This is a genomic window from Gluconacetobacter tumulisoli (assembly GCF_014174155.1).
GTDB classification, from domain to species: Bacteria; Pseudomonadota; Alphaproteobacteria; order Acetobacterales; family Acetobacteraceae; genus Gluconacetobacter; species Gluconacetobacter tumulisoli.
On record NZ_JABEQM010000002.1, the window covers coordinates 48,659 to 70,686 of the forward strand.

Below are 22,028 nucleotides of genomic sequence, written 5' to 3' on the forward strand. Positions count from 1 at the left end.
CAGGCGCGGACGCCTGGTTGCCCCAGCATGGCGCTACCGGCCCGAGCACGACCGGCATGGCGGCAGGACGTCCGGGGACCGCATGAAGGCGTATTCGCACGGGTCCCGGCCACGACGCACGATATCACCCGGTATCACCGCAGGTTCCGGCATCCGGACCTGCCGTCCCCGAAGCCCGTGCGGCCGGGAGCCGATCGTCGTTCCTACGGGGTCAGATGGCTCAGCACGTCATCGGCGAGCGTGATCAGCGCCACCAGAACGGACAAAAGCGAGACCACGGGCCATAGCCACTGGTCCTGCCCGCGGAAGACGAGGGCGTCCTGCGGTTTGTCCTGAAGCGGGCACAGCCCGAACGCACTCCGGTGCGCGCAGGCCTGCATGTCATCGTCGTCGGATGTTCCAGGGCCGCCCGGCGTGCCTGGCCGTGTGAATCGCTCACCGCACATCATCCGCGTCCCATACCGAAAGCACAGCTCGTCACTCCTGAACCCGTTCGCACGATCTTCGCGTGATGCCGCGCAGTGGCGCCCTTCCTTGACGGATTGGTCAGGATCGTATCAGTCCCGTAACCTTCCAGTCTACGGCGAAATCACGGGTGAAATCACGTTCCGGCCGCAACGGGCGCGCGCCAGGCATCACGCCGCGGGAAACACCCCACGTTCAGGCTCCGGCACAACGACACCCGACCTCGCCGCGGACAGGCCGTGATGCTACCGATTCAATGGCCCGCGACGGGCCGCTTCATCGGCCTCATCGTCTTCATCCTCATCATCATCCTCGTCTTCGTCCTCATCCGGCCGGGGACCGGGCGTGTCGCCCGGGGGCGGCACGGGCCAGGGCGGCACCGGAACCGGAGGTTCGGGACGTTGGCCATCTTGAAGCACCGGGATTCTCGACATCGCACCCTCCCTCCTCTCTCGGATTACATCGGCTATTTGGTTCGCCCGCCGTTCCAGCGCGGCGGCCGGCCAGGCAGTGGCGCCTCCTTCGGGTCACGGGCGGGAAGGTCATCGGCGCGGCGTTCGTCCGCATTGTGCGCCGCCCGCCGGCGGATGTCCTTTCGATTCCCTCCCGATATGTCTTTCTTTTTACCAGACCTCATGACACCGTCCCTCCTCTTCCAGGGACATGGAGAAGGTCCAGTCGGCCGGTAAGGGGACCGCGGCGAAAATTCGACCTGGTCCCCGGTCTATCCGCCCCGCTCCGGACGGACTTCCGTCCGGGTGTAGGGATCCGGCTCCAGCGGCGGCTCATGCTCGTGCGGCGGCGGAGGCGGTCCTGCCGGCTTGTGCGGATCGACGCCCGGCGGCACCCGATCGGGCACGGGCGGCTCGGCGGGCGGAGGCTTGGGGGAATCTGCAGGATCGGACGGGCTCATCGGCGCTCTCCCTCGGGCATGACGGTAAGCGACGCCGCCGCATCAGGTTCCATGGCCCGTCCTGAAATCCGAGGATCTGCCGGGCGCTGGCTTGGACAGGAACCTGTCGACGCGTCAATGCCGCCCCTGTCACATGCCTTGCATCATATCGAATGTCTTCATCCCGCCGACCGCCTCGTGGATCCGTTTGCGAATCACGAGGCTGACGCGGCAATTCGACCTGACCCGATCTCGCCATCGATCATCGATGCCGGCCCGGAGCCTGCGCCACATGAGGGGAATGCCGAAACGCTCCGTTTCCGCGACGAAGCAGCCCGTCATATCCTCCGTTTCGCCCGGCAGCATGAGTCCCCTCAGAGGCTGCCTGACTCTCCCTTAGAATATATAGCGCAACCGAAGCCCGAGGACGCTGAGATTCTTGACCTTCCTTTCCAGGTTCGGATTGATGATGTATTGAAAATCCGGCTGTACCCACAGGCCCTGATCGACATGGAAGTTATACGTTGCCTCGACAACGGTGGCGGAGCTCTGCGGAGAAAGCGCGTTTGAAGGAAGCGTTTTTCCGAGTTGATAATCGAGCTTCTGCGCCGCGACGAGCGCCGAACTGGCGGTGACATGGTTGACAACGACGCCGAAAACGTCACCGCGGCGGCCGGGGATCAGACCACGGTCGGACAGGCCCAGATAATATTGATGTTCATAAGGTGAGTTATGGGGCGTGTTATGCACATATCCCGCCATGAGATACAGGCCGTCATAGGCGCCTCGCCCATGCCGGATGATCATCTGATCCATTGTGACCCATACCTGGATCTTGCCGCGGCCCGTTCGCGCGGGCTGTCCGGTGAGGGGTAACGGGTTGCCGTGGATATCCTCATAGTAATAGGGGTACGGTGACGAATCGTACGCTGCGGCGATTTTGTAATGGCCCATCAGCGCATGCGGCCCAAAGACGGGAATGAAGCCGATTTCAAAGGGAACGAAGACGCCGGTATAGGTATTGGTATTGAAATCAAAACCGGTGCGGTCATATTTCGGCTGCCCGATGCCGCGATTGACGCCATATACGCCGCCTTGCAGATATAATCCGTGCAGGGGCCATACACGCAGCCGTGCCGCATAGACGCCATTCGGATAGTTGGAATAGCCGGTGGCACCCTTGGTTTCCGTTTTCGGGTTTCCGCAGATGGAATTGTTCATGAACGTGCAGTACAGGGGCGATGTCGAGAAATCGATATTGACCGGCATGTAACCGAAAGCCAGCTGCATGCGATGGTTCATAAGGTCCTGCGTACCATACATATACACAAGGTGAACGACCACGTTGCCGCCGCCGCCATAGATTTCCTGGACATTGGTCACCGCCCGGTCGCCGGCATCCGTCGAGAGATTATGCCCGGCACGATTGACGAACGCCGTGTGCGTTATAAATCCTTTCCAGCCAACCAGCTTTTCCCAACTCAGATTGATCTGTGCGGCGATCTGATGCGTATAGCTGGCCGATCCCGTCACATTGGTCCGGCCACCATTCAGGATGATGCCGCTTTCACTGATATAATCCAGCCCCAGGCCGATTCCCTGGTCCGCCAGCCTGGCCAGCATCCCCTTCCCGTTGAGCAACGAATGCTCGCTGTTGGGCGTGAAGGGCGTGTTGTCGTACGATGTCGGCGTATCAAGAAAGGAGGTGGGGCCACTGGGGGAGGACAGGCCGGCGTACGGCGATGCCGGGGCGGCCATGCCGGAGTTCTGATACAGAAAAAGAAAGAGACTCGCGACGAGGAAGGATTTCCTCTTTCCGATACGAGAAAGAAGACAAGAAAGGGACATGACAGTTTTCCTGCTCTTGTGAATGTCCTGAAATTTTCATCATTCGACGGATCGAAAGAACCGTTACGATACGAACACGTGTCTGCTCTTGCGGTTATCTCCTCCGTCTCGCCTCCGACATGAATGCAGAGCTGCTATCCACTGCGCTTTTAACATTCACGCCTGCCGTTTGGCCTGCATCGGCAGCCCTTCAACATGATTTGAAAGGCGCTTCGCCACATGTTGGGTTCTGGGGCCCGCGACCCTCGCCGGGGTTCGGAGCGACCTCCCGCGCAGGCTTCAGGTCGGGCGCAACGCGTCGCGATAGCGGCGCGCGCGGTCCCGATAGGACAGGCTGGCACGCTTCATCATCGCGTCGTGTTCCGCGGTGACGGCACCGACGACCGTCCCCGGCCGGCCACGTATCACCGACCCGTCCGGAAAACTCTTGCCTTCCGGAATCAGGCTGCCTGCCGCGACCAGGCAGTTCCGGCCAATCCGCGCGCCGTTCATGATGACAGAACCCATGCCGATCAGCGACCCGGCACCGATCCGGCAGCCATGCAGGACGACCATGTGCCCGATGGTCACGTCCTCGCCGACTTCCAGCGGAAATCCCGGGTCTGTGTGCAGGACGGAATTATCCTGCACGTTGCTGCCGGCGCCGATGGCAATGATCTCGGAATCGCCGCGCAGGACGGCACCGAACCAGACGCTCGCCGCCGCGCCCAGGGTAATCGCGCCGATCAGGGTGGCGTTCGGCGCCACATATCCGACCTCGGCAGACAGGTCGGGTGTCCGTCCGTCGAATTCAAACAGCATCTCTTTCCTCATTCCCGTCCAGCGAGGCCAGGGCGATCCGCACGCTGGTCCCCGCGATATGATCGCGCATCAATTGCGAAAGGCGCGCGCCGTCGCGCTGCGCCAGGGCATCCATGATTTCGGCATGTTCCGCGACCGCGACAGCCCAGTCGCGGTCGCATTTCTTCAGGATGAAGCGGCAGGCATGAATGCGCGTCAGGACCTGCTGATACATCTCGGACAGGGCCGGATTGCGCGCCAGCGCGAAGATGGTTTCGTGAACCTTCCTGTTCTGGCGCAGATAACGATGTTCGTCGCGCCGTATGTAGCTGTCCATCATCTGGTCGTGCAGGTCGCGCATCCGCTGGATGTCGCGCGCATCGGCCCGCGCGCAGGCCAGTTCGCCGGCCAGGCCTTCCAGCGCGCCCATGATAGGAAACAGGTCGCGGATATCGGCCTTGGTAATCTGTGCGACGATCGCCCCGCGCCGCGGCAGCAGCTCGATCAGCCCCTCGGACGCCAGGACTTTCAGCGCCTCGCGCAACGGGGTCCGCGAGATGCCGAACCGGTCGCACAGGGCACGTTCGGCGATCTTCTGCCCGGGCACCAGCACGCCGTCCAGGATCATGCCGCGTATCGCGGTCGTGACCGTGTCGTGAAGGTTCAGGCGCGGAACGATCGTCGGCATATTCATGGCACGGGGGCCCTCCAGCCAGTCAGGGCGTGGCGCGGGTGCGCCATGCCGGGCGCGTTGTCGTCAACTGCCATGGGCATTGCCGATCGTATGTACCGGCACGGGCGACGAAGGCGCCGCGTCCGGCCCCGAGGGCAGGTAATGAAACGCCAGCGCAGCCCCCAGCAGCAGCAGGACCACCGGACCATAGAACGGCAGGCTGTAGCTGTGCGACAATTGAATGATCAGGCCGAACGCGAACGGCGACAGGATGCCGGCGATCGCCGAGCCCGTGTTCATGATTCCGCTGCTGGTGCCTGCGTATCGGGGGGCCATGTCCATCGGAATCGCCCAGATCGGTCCCACGGTCAATTCCAGGAAGAAGAAGGCCGCTGCCAGCGCGATGCCGATCGCCGTAAGGCTGTGGACGAACAATGCGGGCAGCAGACAGACCATGGAACCGATCATGCTGACGATGATGACCTGACGCCGGGCCTGCGGCAGGTTGCCATGCCGGCGATACAGGTAATCGGTGAACAGGCCGCCACAGGTATCGCCGACCACGCCGGCGGCGAACACGCCGAATGAAAAGACGGCGGTATGTTTCAGGTCCAGCCCGTACGCCTGCACGAAGAAGCTGGGAAGCCACGTGATATACAGCCACAACGTCCAGTTGTAGCAGAAATAGATCAGCGTCGCCGGCATCATCGCACGCACCAGTGCGCGCCATGGCACGTCGCCGGCCCGCGCCCCCGCCCGGGGCGGCTCGATAACCGGAAGTTCGGCCAGGTCGCCGGCGGTAATGGCAGGATGTTCGGCAGGCCGGTCGCGGAACATGATGGCCCAGGCCAGCGTCCAGCCCAGGCTGACGCAGCCCAGCACCATGAACGCCCCCCGCCAGCCCAGCCACAGGGCCACCATCACGGTCAGCGGCGGTGTCAGGGCATTCGCCAGGCGCGACGAGGAATGCATCATGCCCTGGGCATAGCCGCGCCGGTTGGACGGGACCCATGCGGCGACGGCGCGCGTGGCGGCCGGGAAGGTCGCGCCCTCGCCGATGCCCAGCAGGACCCGGATCGCGATCAGCGAGAACAGGCCCCCCACCACCCCGGTAAGGATGGTCGCCAGCCCCCAGATGATGCCGCAGAACACCAGCGTCCGGCGCGGGCCCAGGCTGTCGGCCAGGCTGCCGCCCGCGATCTGCAGCAGCGCATAGGGATAGCCGAAGGCGGACAGCGCCAGCCCCAGCTGCATGTTCGACAGATGAAGATCGTGCGCCATCATCGGCGCCAGCGTCGAGATGTTCACGCGATCGACATAGGTGATGAAATACATCAGGCAGACCAGGCCGAAGACCCGGCCCGGCGCGGTCGTGAAGGTGTGACGAAGATAGGCGGTTGGCTTCGACGTCTTGCCCTGAAACATTATCGGCCTCGTTTCTTGTTTTTCTTGTTTCCGCCGTCGTCGTCCGAACCTGCAGAATGACTGACGCGGCGTATCCCGGCCTCTCACAGAACGGAGTACTCTCGCCCCGACTCTGCCGGAATGCTTGTAGCACACCGGCAATGTGAATTATGAATGCAAAATACCAATACCCGTTCAATCACGAAGACGGGATGAAACACGGAGGGTTCGCGACGATGGACAACCTGCTCCAGTCCGAAAGCACATCTGTTTCCGACGACACGAAAGACGACCGGGTAAAGGACGACGGGACGCGGCCCGCGCCGGCCGCCGGCCGCCAGCTGCCGCTGGCCGGCATCCGGGTGCTGGACATCACGCAGGTCATGGCCGGTCCGGTCTGCACCATGCTGCTGGGTGACCTGGGCGCCGACATCATCAAGGTCGAACCGCCGGGAACCGGCGACCAGACGCGCGGCGCCATGGGGTTCCGCATGAAGGGCGATGACAGCATGGGGTTCCTGAACATGAACAGGAACAAGCGGAGCATCGCGCTGAACCTCAAGAATCCGGCGGGACGGCAGGTCCTTCTCGACCTTGTGAAAACCGCCGATATCGTCGTGGAAAATTACCGCCCCGGCGTGGTCCGCAAGCTGGGCATCGATTACGAGACCCTGTCGCGGATCAATCCGCGCCTGGTCTATGCCAGCATCTCGGGGTTCGGCCAGACCGGCCCGTGGGCCATGCGACCGGGCTTCGACCTGATGGCGCAGGCCATGTCGGGCGTGATGAGCGTGACCGGACATCCTGGCGGCCCGCCGGTCAAGGCCGGGGTGCCCGTGGCCGATATCGGCTGCGCGCTGTTCGCGACCTATGCGATCCTGGCGGCCTATATCGGCTGCGAGAAAAGCGGGCGCGGCCAGTTCATCGACGCGTCGCTGTTCGATTCGGCGATGGCGTTCTCCATATGGGATATCTCGGAATACTGGGGAAAGGGGACGATCCCCGAACCGCTGGGAACCGCCAACCGCATGAGCGCGCCCTACCAGGCGGTCCGCTCGTCGGACGGGTATTTCGTGATGGGGGCGACGAACCAGAAATTGTGGGTCCAGCTCTGCACCGAACTGGACCGGCGCGACCTTCTGGACGATCCGCGGTTCACCACGATTTCCGACCGGCTGGCGAACCGCGTCGTCCTGATCGAGGAACTGGAAAAAACCTTCATGACCCGTCCGTCCGAGGAATGGGTGGACACCCTCCTGTCCAAGGGAATTCCCGCCGGGCGCATGAACACCTATCCCGAGGCGTTCGAAAGCGATCATGGAAAATTCCGGGAGATGAAGATCGATATTCCCCACCCGGTGGAGGGCACGATCCCCAATATCGGCTTCCCCGTGAAGCTGCGCGGCACGCCGCAGGCCGTGCGCCGCCCGCCGCCGCTGCTGGGCGAACACACGCACGAAATCCTGGCCGAACGCGGCCTGTCGGACGATGCGATCGCCGGTCTCGCGGCCGATGGAGCGTTCGCGTCATGAGCACCCTGTCGGCAAAGCAGGACGCCGCCGCCGGACAGGTGCGCCTGGCGATCGACGGCGACGTGGCCTTCATCGTCTTCGACCGGCCCCAGGCCCGCAACGCCATGACCTGGCAGATGTACCGCGACCTCGGGGCCGCGATCGAACAGATCGACGCGACCCCGGCCGTCCGGATCGCGGTCCTGCGCGGCGCCGGGGGCCAGGCTTTCGTCGCCGGCACCGATATCGCGCAGTTCCGCGATTTCAGCTCGGGCGAGGACGGGGTCGAGTACGAACACGGGATCGACCAGTGCATCGCCCGGCTGGATCGGATCACGGTCCCTACCCTCGCGGTGGTCGAGGGCTGGGCGGTGGGCGGCGGCCTGGCCATCGCCAACAGCTGCGATTTTCGCATCGCGGCGACGGGCGCGCGCTTCGGCGTGCCGATCGCCCGAACGCTGGGAAACTGCCTGTCGGCAGCCAATCTCGGCCGACTGGAACGCACGCTGGGGATCAGTTGGGTCAAACGCATGACGCTGCTGGCCGAAATGCCGACGGCCGAGGATCTGGCGGCCACCGGCTATCTCCAGGCCGTCGTTCCGCCGGAGGAGCTGGACGGCAGCGTCGCCAAACTCTGCAAACGGATCCGCGAACATGCGCCGATCACCATCGATGTCACGCGCGAGACGCTGCGCCGTCTCGGGGGCGACGCGGTGCCCGACATTTCCGACCTGATCCGGCGCTGCTACGGCAGCGAAGATTTCCATCGCGGCGTCGCCGCCTTCGGAACCGGCGCCCCTGCCAGGTGGGAGGGAAAGTGAGCAGGTTACCCGAAGCGCGCCAGTGACATCCCGTCGTCCGACCTGAAGGGGCGCTGTTCCCCTTCAGGCTTACCTTCACCTATCGTTCGGCCGGGCTGACCAGCACCCGGCCGCCCCCCTAACCGCTCCGACCGCACCGCCCTGTGAGGGACCACGACCAGGCGCATCGTCGGACAGCTGTCGGATTCAGTCTTTTCTCGAAACATCTCCGCCGAAAATCATGATGTAACGACGGACGTCTTTCCGTCAGGATACAGGCCACACCGTAAACGGCCACGCTCTCCCGGTCCGGCATCCCGATGCGTTCCTTCCAATCCCCGCCGGTATTGAAGGCATTTTCAAAGATGGAACATTACCGGAAATCCCGCGACGGAATAACCAGCGGCGGGCCCGGCCGCAGATCCGCCCGGCCGATGTCGCGCAGCAGCGGCGTCAGGTCTTCCAGCCGGTCGGTGATGACATGCGTGACCTCCCCTTCGCGCTGCAGCTTGCCATGGCAGGCCACCAGGCGGGCCGACAGCACGATCTGGCGTTGCGCGGCGATCCGGTCCTGCCACAGGATCAGGTTGGCCATCGCGGTTTCGTCCTCGATCGTCATGAACATCACCCCCCGTGCGGTGCCGGGCCGCTGGCGCATCAGCACCAGGCCACCCAGGACGACGCGGCATCCGTCGCGCAGCCGGCGCAGGTCGGCGCAGGCCACCATGCCGCGCGCCTGCAACGCGCCGCGCAGGAAGGCGACAGGATGGCGGCGCAGGGTCAGGCCGGTGGCATGATAATCCTCGACGACGTCCTGCCCCTCGGTCATCGGCACCAGCCCGACATCGGGTTCGACGAATTCGGGCAGCGGGCGGTTGCGGCCCCGGTCCGCCGCCGCGAACAGCAGCAGGGGGGCGTCCGCCAGCCCCCTGATATCCCATAATGCGGCGCGGCGATCCCGGCCCAGGGCCTGGAACGCATCGGCCTGGGCCAGGCATTCCAGCGCGTCGGGCCCCAGGCCCGCGCGACGCCAGACGTCGTCGATGCTCTCGTACGGCGGCATGCGGTGGGCCACCAGATCGGCCGCGTCCTGGTTGGACAGACCCTTGACCATCCGCAGGCCCAGGCGCACGGCCGGCCCCCGTCCCCCTTCATCCCGACGTTCCAGCGTGCAGTCCCAGCGCGACGCATTGACGCAGACCGGCCGGATGGACACGCCATGCGCACGCGCGTCGCGCACGATCTGCGCCGGGCGGTAGAAGCCCATCGGCTGACTGTTCAGCAGCGCCGCGCAGAACACGTCCGGATAATGGCATTTCACCCAGGACGAGGCATAGGCGATCAGGGCGAAGGACGCCGCGTGGCTTTCCGGAAAACCGTACGATCCGAATCCTTCCAGCTGGCGAAAGATACGTTCGGCGAAATCCGGCGGATAATGCCGCGCCGTCATGCCGGCAATCAGCCGGTCGCGAAAATAGGACACCGTGCCCTCGCCCCGGAAGGTGCCCATGGCGCGGCGCAGCTCGTCGGCCTCGCCGGGGGTGAAACCGGCGCAATCGATCGCGATCTGCATCGCCTGTTCCTGGAACAGGGGGATACCCAAAGTCTTGTCCAGGATCTTCCTCAGTTCCGGGGTCGGGTAGACTTCCTCCTCTTTCCCCTCGCGCCGCAGCAGGTAGGGATGGACCATGTCCCCCTGGATCGGGCCGGGACGCACGATGGCGACCTGCACCACCAGATCGTAGAATTTATGGGGCCTGAGGCGCGGCAGCATGGCCATCTGCGCCCGGCTTTCGATCTGGAAGGTGCCGATGGTGTCGGCGCGGCAGATCATCGCGTAGGTGGGCGCGTCATCATGGGGAATGCCGGCCAGGGTCAGGCGCCGGCCATGATGTTCCTCCAGCAGTTCGAACGCGCGGCGCATGCAGCCCAGCATGCCCAGGCCCAGCACATCGACCTTCATGAAGCGCAGCGCGTCGATATCGTCCTTGTCCCAGACGATGATCTGCCGATTCTCCATCGCCGCCGGCTGGATCGCCACCAGATCGTCCAGCCGGTCGCGGGTCAGCACGAACCCACCCGGATGGGTGCCCAGCTGGCGCGGAAAGCCGATCAGTTCGCCCGCCAGCTGCAAGGTCAGCAGCAGGCGGCGGTCCCGCAGGTTGAGCCCCAGTTCCCGCGCCCGCTCGTGAAACGCCCCCTCGTCGAACGACATGCCGCCCAGATGCGTCGACAGCAGGCCGGTGACATCGGCCGGCAGGCCCATCACCTTGCCCACGTCGCGCAGCGCGCCGCGCGCGCGATAGCGCATCACGGTGGCGCACAGTGCCGCCCGGTCGCGGCCATACCGCCCGTAGATCCACTGGATGACCTCCTCGCGTCGCTCGCTTTCGAAATCGACGTCGATATCGGGCGGTTCCTGCCGCTCGGCCGACAGGAAGCGTTCGAACAGCAGATTCGACGTCGCGGGATCGATCTCGGTAATGCCCAGCACGTAGCAGACGGCCGAATTGGCCGCCGATCCCCGCCCCTGGCAGACGATGCCCTGCGCGCGCGCCTGGCGGACGATGGTGTGCACCGTCAGGAAATAAGGCGCGTAATCCAGGCGGCGAATCAGGTCGAGTTCATATTCCACCTGCCGGCGCACCCCGTCCGGCACGCCGGCGGGATAGCGGTCGCGCAGGGCGGCGCGGGCCAGCCGGTCCAGCCGATCCTGCGGCGCCTCGGCCGGGTCTTCGCTTTCCGCCGGATATTGGTAGCGCAGATCCGCCGGCGAGAATCCGCAGCGGCCTGCAATCTCCGCCGTGCGGGCCAGCGCGTCGGGATGATCGGCATACAGCCGCGCCATCTCGGCCGGGGATTTCAGGTGCCGGTCGGCATAGGCTTCCCGCCGGTCGCCCAGCATGTCGATCGTGCAGCCCACGCGGATGCAGGTCAGGACATCCTGCAATACCGACCGTTCGGCCCCATGATACAGCACGTCCCCCATCACCACGTCCGGCACGCCGGCCCCCCGCGCCATGGCCGCCAGGCGATGCAGCCGCACGGCATCGCCCGGCCGCCGAAGCAAGGTCAGGGCCATATAGGCCCGATCCTCACAGGCGCCGCGCAGCCAGGCCAGGTCGCGCGCCAGGGCATCATCCGGCCGGTCGGGCAGCAGGACAAGGATCAGGCCGTCATTTCCCAGAACGCTCCCCTGGCCCAGATCCGCGCGCCGCAGGCCGGGATCACGGTCGTCGTGGTCCCGCTTCGCCTCGGTCAGCAGGCGGCACAGGCGCCCCCATGCGGCGCGATCGGTCGGATAGGCCAGCAGGGACGGCCCGTCCACCAGGTCCAGCCGGCATCCCGCCACCAGCCGCACCCCATGCTTTTCGGCGGCCCTCCAGGCCTGCACGATCCCGGCCACGCTGTTATGGTCCACGATCCCCAGCGCCGCATGTCCCAGCGCCTTCGCCCGCGCGAACAGTTCATCCGGATGGCTGGCCCCGCGCAGGAACGAATAATTCGTGATCGCCTGCAATTCGACATAACCTGTCACGCCCGGCCTCCGTGGCAGGCGTGCTCAAGCGATTCCTCAAAGCCCGTTTGAAAACGCCTTTTGCCGAACGAGAGCATCGCGTAGCAACACGCCCGGCGCAGGAAACGCGCGTCGGATTGCCGGCAAAAAGTGCCTTCAAGCGGGCTTTCAGAAAAAGCCATGGAGGAACCAGCCCTGATCGCCCGACCAGGCATGCTGCCCATCCCCCCGGCGGAACAACCAGAAGCGCCGGCCGTCGCGGTCCTCGACAATCCAGTACTCGCGCACCCGGTCATTGTCGGCGTCGGTTGCGGGCCGCCACCATTCGCCCAGAATCCGTTCCGGACCATCGGCTTGCGCGACTGCGTGCCGGGATCCACGCCAGGTGAAGGCGCGCGGCGGATGGTCGGGCAGCAGGGCGGTCACCCGCACCGGTTCCGGGGCGGGCAACAGGCGGATCGGACGCGGCCAGTCGGCCGACCACGCCCCGCCCCCGCCGGCGCGGCCGGCCGGCACGCGGCGCTGGCGGCGTTCGGGCACATGGGTCGCCACGGGGGCGAGGCGAAAGACCCGATCCGGTCCCAGGCGGTTAGCCAGCCGATCGACCAGAACCGACAGGTCCGGTTCATCCTTCCCGCATTCGCCCCACGTATTCCCCGGCCAGGCCCCACCATCCTGGACCGGTCCGCATCGTTCGGCCGCCGTGACGGCCAGCCGCATCGCCTCGACCCCGAAACCGGGTTCCACGCTCTCGATCCGTTCCGCCAGCAGGCGGCCGAGATGCGCCGGATCGTGCACCGCCCGCGCCGTCCCGACCCGGACCGACCGCGTCGTCCCATCCACCCGTTCGAACAGCAGGTCCAGCCGCCGCGCCCCCTCGCCCCGCCGGCGCAGCGCCGTACAGGCCTCGGCGACCAGAGCGTCGATCACGATGCGAAAGGCGTCGGGCGTGGAAATCGGTTCGACGAAGCCGCGCCGCGCCTGGACAAGATCCGGCGCCAGGACCGGCCGGATCGGTTCCGCCACCCGCCCCAGCATCTGGTCCAGCCGCGTCAGCAGCAGCGGCCCGAACCGGCGGGCCAGCGGCGCGCGCGGGGCGGTCCGCACCGCGCCGATCCGCCCCAGGCCCAGCCGGTGCAGCATGTCGGCGGTGGCGCCGGCGATCCGCAGGGCCTCGACCGGCAGGGAATCGAGCAGCGTCTCCGCCGCGCCCGCCGGCAGAACCGCCAGGCGTGCCCGGCCGTGCCGGGCCAGCGCATGGGCCGCCCCCGGCGTGTCTGCGATCGCGACCCGGCCGGACAGGCCCAGCCGCCCCAGATCATCCAGCAGGCGGCCCAGCATCGCAGGCTCGCCTCCATGCAGATGCGCGCAGCCGGACGCGTCGATCCAGATCCCGTCCGGCCCGTCCGGCGCGGTCAGCGGCGACATCCACAGGCACCTTCCGGCCAGCCGTGCCAGGTCGGCGGCATCGCGGTCCGGGTCTGCCTCCAGCACCTGCAGGTCGGGGACCAGCGCCTGCGCCTGGGCCAGGGGTTGGCCGGGCACGACCCCCCGGGCGCGGGCCGCCGGATCGGCCGCGGCGATCACCTGCCGGCGCCCGTCATGCGACCGCGTGACAAGCGGCCGGTCCGGCGACAGCACATGCCGCCGCCGCAGCCGCTCGACCGGCAGGAACGGCAGCCATAACGAGACGATCCGGCGCATCCCCGGCCTCCACGATCCAGGACCCCGGCCGGCCACCCCGGCACCGCAGCAGATCCACCGACCAGCGCGCGGCCCCGACGCCCCGCACCCCGGGAGATCCCGCGATCGCACCGACCGACGGCAGGGCGGCGATGCGCCAGCGGGTGGCGCTGGCCGTCGGCTGGAACAGGGTGCGATCATCCGGCCGCCGCGACCGGCGAATCAGGAAGCAGGTGGCGCCCGATCCCTCGGCCGCCAGTTGCAGGCGGCGTGACGCCGTCAGCGACAGCGCGCCCTCCAGTTCCGCCACCACCGCCGCCACGCCACGGGCCCGCACCGAATCCTCGCAGACCGCCAGCACATCCTCCCGCCCGGCCGCGACACACAGCAGCCGGCCCGGATCGACCCCGGCCCGGGCCAGCCCATCCGCATGCACATCGAACAGGCCGGTCCCGATCCAGACCACGGGACCGCCCCCTTTCCCCAGCACATGGGCAACGAACCGCGCCGGCAGGACCGCCAGCGCCATGTCCCCGCCCTGGCCGATCACCTCATGTACCGCGCCCCGCGACAGGCCGCCGCGCAGATGCCGGTCGATTTCGGGCACCGCCAGCCCCCAGGGCGCCGGACCGTCACCCAACCCGGCGTCGGGGGCGGCCTGCCGCTCCATCCGGGCGATCTGCCCGCGCAGGCGCTCCAGCATGTCGGTTCGATCCGTTCTCGTCATTCCCCCCTCCGGGGTTGGAACATATAGAGAACATAAATGCAGGAGGGAAGTGGAATCCCGCTCAAGGCGTTGCGATCGGGTAACCAGCCCAGGGCCGCCGACCGCGCCGAAGGCGACGTGTCGCACAACACGCGCGCCTTCCCCGAGGACGGGTACGGCACCAACGCCTCGGCCTCACCATGGACCGCCAGCCAGACGACGTTCCAACAGGGGCTGACGACCAATTTCAGCATCTATAGCCTGTTCAACAGGACCTGTGTCGCCACGACGGGCGCAACACTTTCGCAAAACAGCGCCGTCTATGATTAATATACTGCGGATTACAGCATTTATTGAAAAACGAATATTCAACGACACCGGCATCTGCCGGACACTTCATACACAACACGAAATCGAATAGCCGATCCAATTCGTAAGTTGTACATCATCCCTGAATTGATTTCGTCGAAGATCGTTTCAAATGTCTACACGAAGATCACAAACTTATTTTTGCACACTATCATGAAAAATCATGAAAATAACATATATTATCCGACATTGGATTTTTCAAATCCTGGATATCTCCGTCGTTTCCCATCCGCCGAATGCAGGATGCTCCACGTGGAAAACAACTGCCAGACCAATCTGTTTCTGGAGGAGCACATCATAGGCCAGCAGCCTCGAACCAGAACCATTCGAAATTATCGAACGGTTCGATAAAGAAAATACATTGGAATGCTTGAAGCACGGCGGGCAGGTTCGTCCAACGGGCAGGAACGCCAGGCCTCTCTTGCCGCAGCCAGAAAGGCACTCGTCATGTCCGGGTTGGAAGTGAATTGTCCGCCACATATTGCCATCGTCGGTGGCGGCGCCAGCGGCGTTCTCCTGGCCTGGAACCTGGCCCGGCAGGCAAGTCGCCCTGTGGTGACGCTGATTGATCCGGCGGACGAGCCGGGCCTGGGGCTGGCCTATGCCACCCCGTGCCTGCGTCATCTGCTCAATGTCCGCAATGACGGCATGAGCGCCACCCCGGACGCTCCGCACCATTTCCTGGCCTGGCTGCGCGTCCATGTCGATCCGCAGGCCCGGGCCGACGGCTTCACGCCCCGCGCGATCTTTGGTCGTTATCTGCGCGCGCTGTATGCCGCAGCCAACCCGACCCATCTGCGCGGCCAAATCGTCGATTATCACGCGGAGGACCGGGGCGGACGTCTGACCCTTGCGGACGGACGTCTGCTCAGGGCCGACGCCATCGTGCTTGCGACCGGGAATTTCGATCCGGCCCCGCTGGCCGCAGTCAGTGACGCGGCACGCGCGGCCGGCGTCTATCATCACAATGCCTGGGATGACGCATTTTACGACGGCATCGGACCGGACGATCCGGTCGCCCTGATCGGCACAGGCCTGACCGCGGTGGACGTCATGCTGCGCCTGCGCGACGGCGGCCATCGCGGCACGATCACGGCGGTGTCCCGCCACGGGCTGCTGCCCAACCGGCACGCCCCCTGCGAGACAGACGGGACACCCCCCTTTGCCGATGACGTGATGCCAACCGCGCGGGCCTATCTGCGCGCCTTTCGCACGGCGCTTCGCCGGCATATGCCCTGGCGCGCCATCGTCGACGGGCTGCGCAGCCGGACCAATGATCTGTGGATGGCGCTGCCCGAGACCGAACAACGCCGGTTCCGTCGCCATCTGCAACGCCGCTGGGACATCTTGCGGCACCGCATCGCGCCGCCGGTCGCCATCGCGATCGACGCCGAACGCGCGGCGGGAACATTGGTGATCCGGAAGGGATATGTGGACGGCGTCACGATGGAAGACGGCCAGCCCGTCGTGACCTTGCGCACCCTGCAGGGTCCCGTATCCGTTCGCGCGGCCCATGTCGTGAACTGCACGGGTCCCGACATGAATTATCGCCGGGTCGCCTCCCCGCTGCTGCGATCCCTGCTGGCGCGACAGATCGTCATGCCCGGACGACTCGGGGGCGGGCTGATCTGCGATCGCGACGGCGCGCTGGTGGATGGGCGGGGACAGGTATCCGACCGGCTGTTCACGCTCGGCCCGGCCCGTCTGGGAGTGCTGTTCGAATCCATCGCCATTCCCGAAATTCGCCGGCAGGCGGCCGACCTGGCCACAACCCTGACGCGACGGCGCACGGACACGGCGGGGACGGCATGAAAGCCGGCACGACACCGCCCGTCCCGGCCGTTGTTCCACGCGCCAGGACATGCGACCTGTCGCCGTGCCCTTTCTGGCCTTCCCGGATCACGAACCACGCATGACACTGGAACAATTGCGGATCTTCGTCGCCGTCGCGGAACGCGAGCATGTGACGCGCGCGGCCCAGGCCCTGCGCCTGACCCAGTCTGCGGTCAGCCACGCCGTCACGTCGCTGGAACAGGCGTTCCGGGTGCGGCTGTTCAGCCGCGTCGGGCGCGGCATCGAACTGACCGAAGCGGGTCGCCTGTTCCTGGACGACGCGCGCGCGGTCCTGGCCCAGGCGGAGGGCGCGCGCCTGCGGCTGGCCGACCTGGGCGCCCTGCGCGGCGGCGTGCTGCATATCCATGCCAGCCAGACCATCGCGAGCTACTGGCTGCCGAGCCGGCTGAATATCTTTCACGCCCGCTATCCTGCCGTCGAGATCCGCCTGACCATCGCCAATACGGTCGAGGTCTGCCGGGCGGTGCATCAGGGGCTTGCCACGATCGGGCTGGTCGAAGGCGAGGTCGGCGACCCGATGCTGGACAGCCGCACCGTCGCACGGGACCAGATGGTCCTGGTCGTGGCCCCCCACCACCCCTGGGTGCTGAAGCCTCCCAAACGGCCGGCCGGCCTGACAAGAAGCACCTGGATCCTGCGGGAAAGCGGATCCGGCACCCGATCGGAATTCGAGGCCGCGCTACGCCACCTGGGTGTCGCGCCCATCGAGCTGCGCGTCGCCATGGAACTGCCGTCGAACGAGGCGGTGCGCGCCGCCGTCGAGAGCGGGGACGCCGCGACCGTCCTCTCGGCGTCCGTCGTCGCCGGCGCGCTGGAGGCCGGGTTGCTGCATCGCGTGCCGCTGGACCTGCCGGAACGACGCTTTGCGCTGGTCTGGCACCGGGAACGGGCCATCGGCCCCAGCGGGGAAGCCTTCGCCGCGCTGCTGTAGCCGGCGCGTCCCACGCCGGGGCAGCGAAAGCAAGGGCGCCAGCGAATGGAACGCCAGCGGCGGGAAGCCCAACCTTCCTTTAGCCGTGGGGCCCGTTGCGCTTCAGGAACCGCCGATACCCCCGCCGGCCGCTGCGGGTCAGCAGCGGAAGGGACAGGCGCAGCACGCCGGGCAGCAGCAGGCAGAGATTGGCGAACAGGCCGTCCAGGGGGGGCAGGAATACCTCGCGCCGGGGCCGGCGGCAGACCGCGACGATCCGCCGCGCCACGTCCGCGGGGGCGGCGGGCGGGCTGACGAAATTGAGGACGGATCCCCCTTCCGCCATTTCCCGCCGCAGCATCGGCGTATCGACCGCCCCGGGAAAGACGGACGACACGCGGATGCCGCGCGGGCGCACATCCAGTGCCAGCGACAGGGCATAGCCGCGCAACCCGAACTTGGTCGCGGCATAGACCCCGCTGCCTTGCAGGGGCATCACGCCGGCCATGGAATTGACGAACACGACGTGGCCGCCGCGCGGCATCCGCGCCAGCAGCCGCGACGTCAACAGGATCGGCGCCGTCAGGTTGACGGCGACCTGCGCCGCCACGCCGTCGCCGCACAGGCCGTCGCCCTGGCCCGGGCTGATGACCCCGGCGCAATGGACCAGCAGCATGACCGGATCGTCCCCCGCCGCGATGTCGGCCGCCGCCTGGGCGATGGATTCCACCCGGGCCAGATCGCAGGACACGGTCGTGACATGCTCCCCCCATGCGGGGCCGCCGGACGAAACGCCGGGCGAAGCGGCGCGCCCGCGCGCCAGAATCGTCACGCGATAGCCGGAACCGACCAGAAGGGCGACCACCTCGCGCCCGATTCCTCCGGTCGCCCCGGTCACGACGGCCAGGGGACGGGAAGCCGGGGGACTGACGGCCAGGGAGTGGGCCGGGTCCGGTCGTTCAGACATGTTGCTCACACTCTATTCCCTGGTTGTTCCTGGCCGGTCCTGCGTCCCGCCAGGGTCGGATAAGGCGATATGGGGCAGTACGATCGTACAGCGCAAACCGGGCCGGTTGTCCGACAGGGTGATGGTCCCGCGATGCAGGTGCACGATCGCCCGGACCAGGCTCAGCCCCAGGCCGCTGCCCGGCACCGAGCGGCTGCTGTCGAGGCGTACGAAGCGGTGGAAGACACGTTCGCGGCTGCCGGACGGAATGCCGCCGCCATTATCGGCCACGACCAGCGTGACCCGGTCGCCGGCCGCCCTGCCGCCGATGGTGATCCGGCTGCCCTCCGGCGTATGGTTGACGGCGTTTTCCACCAGGTTGGACAGCATCTGCATCAGCAGGACCGGATCGCCGGCGACCGTCCCCGACATCGGGGAGGCGACGACCAGGGCCTGATGCCGGTCCTCGGCCGCCGGGCCATAAAGTTCGGCCACCTGCGTCGTCAGGCTGTCGAGATCGACCGGCATCAGGGTGTCGGTCGCGATCCCGCCCTCGATCCGCGACAGGCGCAGGAGCGAGGAAAAGATCTCCAGCGCCAGGTCGAGGTCACCGACCGCATCGTCGATCGCCGCCCGGAATCCGTCGGGCGTATGGTCGGCAAGGGATGCGGTCTCCAACCTCTGGCGCAGGTGCGACAGCGGACGGCGCATGTCGTGCGCGATGTCGTTGGACACCTGCCGCAGGCTGGCGATCAGCCGTTCGTTCTGTTCCAGCATCGCATTCAGGCTGTGGGCGAGATGGTCGAATTCGTCGTCCGCTCCCTGGTAGGGAATCCGCTGCGATATATCGCCCCCCATGATCCGGCGGGCGGTCACGCTGATCGTCTCGATCCGCCGCAGGATCGTGGCACTCAGGATCAGCCCGCCGCCGATGCCCAGGACGGAAAAGCCGCACAGGCTCCAGATCACGATCGTCCGGATGTCGCGCCGCAGCCGGCTCAGCGGCGACGCATCGATGCCCACGAAGAAATAGCCGCCATCCGCCAGAACGACCCCTTCGCCATAGACCGGGATGTCGTTCGATCCATACGGCAGCCGGTGCGCCCAGGACAGCCAGCGGCTGCCGGGAACCGGGCGAAGATGCAGCATGTTGCCGGCCAGGATCGCGCCGGACGCATCCTGCAGCAGATAGAAGAAATCGGGCTCGTGCCGGACCAGGTTCCGGACGACGGGCAGCACATGCCCCAGATCCTGTCCCCCCGCCGCCGACAGGACCTCCGCCCGCTCGGTCGCGACGGCGCGGCGGATCTGACGTTGCAGCGAGCGCTGGCTGTGCAGGCCCGACAGCAGGATGACCAGCATGCCCGACAGCATCAGGAAACCCGCGAACAGAATGACGATTCGGAACGAGAGACTGGAAACCATCCGGACGATCGCGGCGACCCGGCCCCTAGCCGGCGGGAATGCTGCCAAGATCGACGTCCCTCATCACATAGCCCGCGCCACGGATGGTCTGGATCAATTGCCGCCCGTCCTGCCCCAGCTTGTCGCGCAGGCGGCTGATATGGGTTTCGACGATATTCGTGCGGACCGGGAAATCCACGTTCCAGGCATAATGCAGCAGCATCTGTCGGGAAAGGACCGTATCCGGATTTCGCATGAAATATTCAAGAATCTTCACTTCCTGCGGCTGCAACTGGATCTTCCCGCCATCGCGCGTGACCTCCCGCGTCAGAAGGTCGAGCACGACCCCCGCCACCCGCAGGGCGGTCACGTGCCGCGCCGGACCGACCCGGCGCAGCAGCACGGCGACGCGCGCCGCCAGTTCCCGCACGGCGAACGGCTTGACCAGGTAATCGTCCGCCCCGCTGCGCAATCCGCCGACGCGGCTGCTGACCCCGTCCATCGTCGTCAGGAAGATGATCGGGACGCGACTCCCGGCCTCGCGCAGGCGGGTCAGGATGGATAGCCCGTCCATGCCCGGCAGCATCCGGTCCAGCACGATCGCATCCCATTCCCGGGCGAAGGCCATGGACAGGCCGTCGGTCCCGTTCCCCGCGATGGTGACGGCCATCCCCTCCCGCCCCAGCCCGTCGCGGACATAGGCGGCGGTACCGGGATCGTCCTCGACCAGCAGCAGGCGGGCCGTCGCACCGATGCCCGTCACGATCTCATGCCCGACACGATCCGGGTTCTCCATTCCATAGGGTCCGGCCCGACGGCACATGACAACGGCACCGACGATAGAAGCCGCCCGCCCCCCACGAAAGGGTGGCCGCGACAGATTGGGATTTTTTAACAGGCTGCCGAAAGGACCGGCCTGGCCGGCTTGCCGGCCTTGGCGACGACGGAACTTTCGCCTTGATGGCGTCATCGATCGGCCGGGAAAGATGGGTCCTGGCCTCCCCACACCGCGAATCATCGGGCAGGCCGCCGATACACGGCAGCCGTCGCTCAACGCCCCGCCCCCAAGACCGGATTGGGATGTTTTAACCTGATTCCGGCAGCGCCGGACGTCATGATGCAGCCGTTAACGGACCGCCTCGCCGTCGCCCCCGCGACATGCGGCCCCAGGCCTTGCCCCAGTCCGGGGCCCCGGACCATGGAGATTGAACCGCATGCTCGTCTGGTGCCTGATCCTTCTCGCGTCGGTCCTCGCCTTCTGCCTCAGCACCGTATCGGGCGGCGGCGCGGGGCTGGTCCTGATGCCATTGCTGGGCCTGGTCGTTCCGGCGGCGCAGGTGCCCGCCACCCTGTCGATCGGCGCGGCGGCCAGTTCGCTGGCCCGCATCGCCACATTCCGCCGATCCATCCGCTGGGCGGTGGTCCGGCGATTCGTCCCCGCCGCCCTGCCCTTCGCGGCATTGGGCGCCTGGGGGTTGAGCCGCATGAACCCGGCCTATCTGGATGTGCTGCTGGGCCTGTTCCTGATGGGCAATTTGCCGCTTCTGTTCCGCACGCCGGGACCGGTTTCCGACCGGCCGATCCGGCCGTCCTGGCTGGTCGCGACGGGGGCGGCGGCCGGTTTCCTGTCCGGCTTCACCGGGGCGGTGGGGCTGGTCTTCAACGGGTTCTATCGCCGCCTGGGCCTGCGCAAGGAGGAAATCGTCGCGACCCGGGCCGCGAACGAGATCCTGCTGCACCTGATGAAGCTGGGCCTGTACGCGGGCTTCGGGCTGCTGACGACCCGGGCGGTGACCGTCGGGCTGGCGGTGGCGATGGCGGCAATCCTGTCGTCGGTCCTGATGCGCCACGTCCTGCCGCGCATGCACGACCACCTGTTCCGCCATATCGGCCATGCCGCGACGGTGGCCGCCGGTGTCGGGATGCTGGCCCTGGCCGGCGGCCAGATCGTCCGGCAGGATGGGATGAGCCTGCATTACGGGCAGGACGCGTCCGAGTTCGGGGCCTCGCTCTCCTGGCGGCGGCATGTCTTTTCGATCGCGCTGGAACATCATGACGAGATCGAACTGAGCCATACGGTCCGCGCCATCGCCACCGGACATGACGGCCTGATCCGGAACCCGACCTATCTGCTCCATGTCTCTCCCCGGACGGGTATCCGTCCCGATACCCGCGTCTGAAAGACTGACGACCGTCCGGGGCCGCACGCACCGCCCCCCTGTCCGCCGGAAGCATCCCCGCCGAAGATTGCACAGGCATCGCGCGC

The 22,028-nt window shown here is 66.6% G+C and carries 18 protein-coding genes; 6 read left to right on the forward strand and 12 right to left on the reverse strand.

Features of this window, described 5'->3' with window-relative positions:
* Positions 1-203: 203 nt before the first annotated feature.
* The 6 genes from HLH28_RS02580 to HLH28_RS02605 all read right to left on the reverse strand — a co-directional run bounded on the left by HLH28_RS02580 (position 204) and on the right by HLH28_RS02605 (position 6,083).
* Entirely contained in the window at positions 204-380 is a 177-nt protein-coding gene (locus HLH28_RS02580; RefSeq protein ID WP_182954061.1) for a hypothetical protein, read from the reverse strand.
* Positions 381-1,507: 1,127 nt separating this feature from the next.
* Positions 1,508-1,723 carry a hypothetical protein gene (locus HLH28_RS02585; protein WP_182954065.1) on the reverse strand — a complete coding sequence of 72 codons (216 nt, stop codon included), beginning with the start codon at positions 1,721-1,723 and terminating at the stop codon, positions 1,508-1,510.
* Between the two features lie 30 nt (positions 1,724-1,753).
* The gene (locus HLH28_RS02590; RefSeq protein WP_246395622.1) at positions 1,754-3,205 is read right to left on the reverse strand and encodes a carbohydrate porin; all 1,452 of its coding nucleotides are present in this window, start codon (positions 3,203-3,205) and stop codon (positions 1,754-1,756) included.
* 279 nt (positions 3,206-3,484) lie between these two features.
* Complete coding sequence (locus tag HLH28_RS02595) at positions 3,485-4,006, reverse strand: gamma carbonic anhydrase family protein (RefSeq protein ID WP_182954069.1); 522 nt, start codon at positions 4,004-4,006, stop codon at positions 3,485-3,487.
* Positions 3,996-4,679 carry a GntR family transcriptional regulator gene (locus HLH28_RS02600; protein WP_182954071.1) on the reverse strand — a complete coding sequence of 228 codons (684 nt, stop codon included), beginning with the start codon at positions 4,677-4,679 and terminating at the stop codon, positions 3,996-3,998. The genes HLH28_RS02595 and HLH28_RS02600 overlap by 11 nt, the downstream gene beginning before the upstream one ends.
* 63 nt (positions 4,680-4,742) lie before the next feature.
* On the reverse strand, positions 4,743-6,083 hold the full coding sequence (locus HLH28_RS02605) for an MFS transporter (RefSeq protein WP_182954074.1): 1,341 nt from the start codon (positions 6,081-6,083) through the stop codon (positions 4,743-4,745).
* A 191-nt stretch (positions 6,084-6,274) separates the two neighbouring features.
* Between HLH28_RS02605 and HLH28_RS02610 the strand changes: the two genes are divergently transcribed.
* Together HLH28_RS02610 and HLH28_RS02615 are read left to right on the forward strand one after the other, a co-directional pair.
* Positions 6,275-7,594 (forward strand): CaiB/BaiF CoA transferase family protein, encoded by a 1,320-nt coding sequence (locus tag HLH28_RS02610; RefSeq protein WP_246395623.1) that lies wholly within the window; start codon positions 6,275-6,277, stop codon positions 7,592-7,594.
* The gene (locus HLH28_RS02615; RefSeq protein WP_182954077.1) at positions 7,591-8,394 is read left to right on the forward strand and encodes an enoyl-CoA hydratase; all 804 of its coding nucleotides are present in this window, start codon (positions 7,591-7,593) and stop codon (positions 8,392-8,394) included. The genes HLH28_RS02610 and HLH28_RS02615 overlap by 4 nt, the downstream gene beginning before the upstream one ends.
* 352 nt (positions 8,395-8,746) lie before the next feature.
* Here HLH28_RS02615 and HLH28_RS02620 read toward each other — a convergent pair whose 3' ends face one another.
* The 3 genes from HLH28_RS02620 to HLH28_RS02630 form a co-directional block, all read right to left on the reverse strand.
* Positions 8,747-11,911 (reverse strand): error-prone DNA polymerase, encoded by a 3,165-nt coding sequence (locus HLH28_RS02620; RefSeq protein ID WP_182954079.1) that lies wholly within the window; start codon positions 11,909-11,911, stop codon positions 8,747-8,749.
* Between the two features lie 147 nt (positions 11,912-12,058).
* Positions 12,059-13,594, reverse strand: coding sequence for a DUF6504 family protein (locus tag HLH28_RS02625; protein WP_182954081.1), 1,536 nt, complete (start codon positions 13,592-13,594; stop codon positions 12,059-12,061).
* Positions 13,491-14,300 carry an ImuA family protein gene (locus HLH28_RS02630; RefSeq protein WP_182954084.1) on the reverse strand — a complete coding sequence of 270 codons (810 nt, stop codon included), beginning with the start codon at positions 14,298-14,300 and terminating at the stop codon, positions 13,491-13,493. Before HLH28_RS02630 ends, HLH28_RS02625 begins: the two co-directional genes overlap by 104 nt.
* 36 nt (positions 14,301-14,336) lie before the next feature.
* Here HLH28_RS02630 and HLH28_RS02635 point away from each other — a divergent pair, with 36 nt between their 5' ends.
* From HLH28_RS02635 to HLH28_RS02645, 3 genes are all read left to right on the forward strand, one after another.
* Positions 14,337-14,609 carry a hypothetical protein gene (locus HLH28_RS02635; protein WP_182954086.1) on the forward strand — a complete coding sequence of 91 codons (273 nt, stop codon included), beginning with the start codon at positions 14,337-14,339 and terminating at the stop codon, positions 14,607-14,609.
* 486 nt (positions 14,610-15,095) lie between these two features.
* A complete protein-coding gene (locus HLH28_RS02640; RefSeq protein WP_182954089.1) occupies positions 15,096-16,460 on the forward strand; it encodes an FAD/NAD(P)-binding protein in 1,365 nt (454 codons plus the stop codon).
* Between the two features lie 100 nt (positions 16,461-16,560).
* A complete protein-coding gene (locus tag HLH28_RS02645; RefSeq protein WP_182954091.1) occupies positions 16,561-17,433 on the forward strand; it encodes a LysR substrate-binding domain-containing protein in 873 nt (290 codons plus the stop codon).
* Between the two features lie 79 nt (positions 17,434-17,512).
* On the opposite strand, the gene HLH28_RS02650 is transcribed toward HLH28_RS02645, so the two are convergent.
* From HLH28_RS02650 to HLH28_RS02660, 3 genes are read right to left on the reverse strand one after another with little or no spacing between them, the layout of a single operon-like run.
* Positions 17,513-18,379 (reverse strand): SDR family NAD(P)-dependent oxidoreductase, encoded by an 867-nt coding sequence (locus HLH28_RS02650; protein WP_182954094.1) that lies wholly within the window; start codon positions 18,377-18,379, stop codon positions 17,513-17,515.
* A gap of 12 nt (positions 18,380-18,391) precedes the next feature.
* Positions 18,392-19,783 (reverse strand): sensor histidine kinase, encoded by a 1,392-nt coding sequence (locus tag HLH28_RS02655; protein ID WP_182954097.1) that lies wholly within the window; start codon positions 19,781-19,783, stop codon positions 18,392-18,394.
* A 25-nt stretch (positions 19,784-19,808) separates the two neighbouring features.
* Positions 19,809-20,558, reverse strand: a complete 750-nt coding sequence (locus HLH28_RS02660; protein ID WP_182954099.1) for a response regulator transcription factor — start codon at positions 20,556-20,558, stop codon at positions 19,809-19,811.
* Positions 20,559-20,976: 418 nt separating this feature from the next.
* Here HLH28_RS02660 and HLH28_RS02665 point away from each other — a divergent pair, with 418 nt between their 5' ends.
* Positions 20,977-21,942, forward strand: coding sequence for a sulfite exporter TauE/SafE family protein (locus tag HLH28_RS02665; RefSeq protein ID WP_182954102.1), 966 nt, complete (start codon positions 20,977-20,979; stop codon positions 21,940-21,942).
* Positions 21,943-22,028 lie beyond the last annotated feature (86 nt).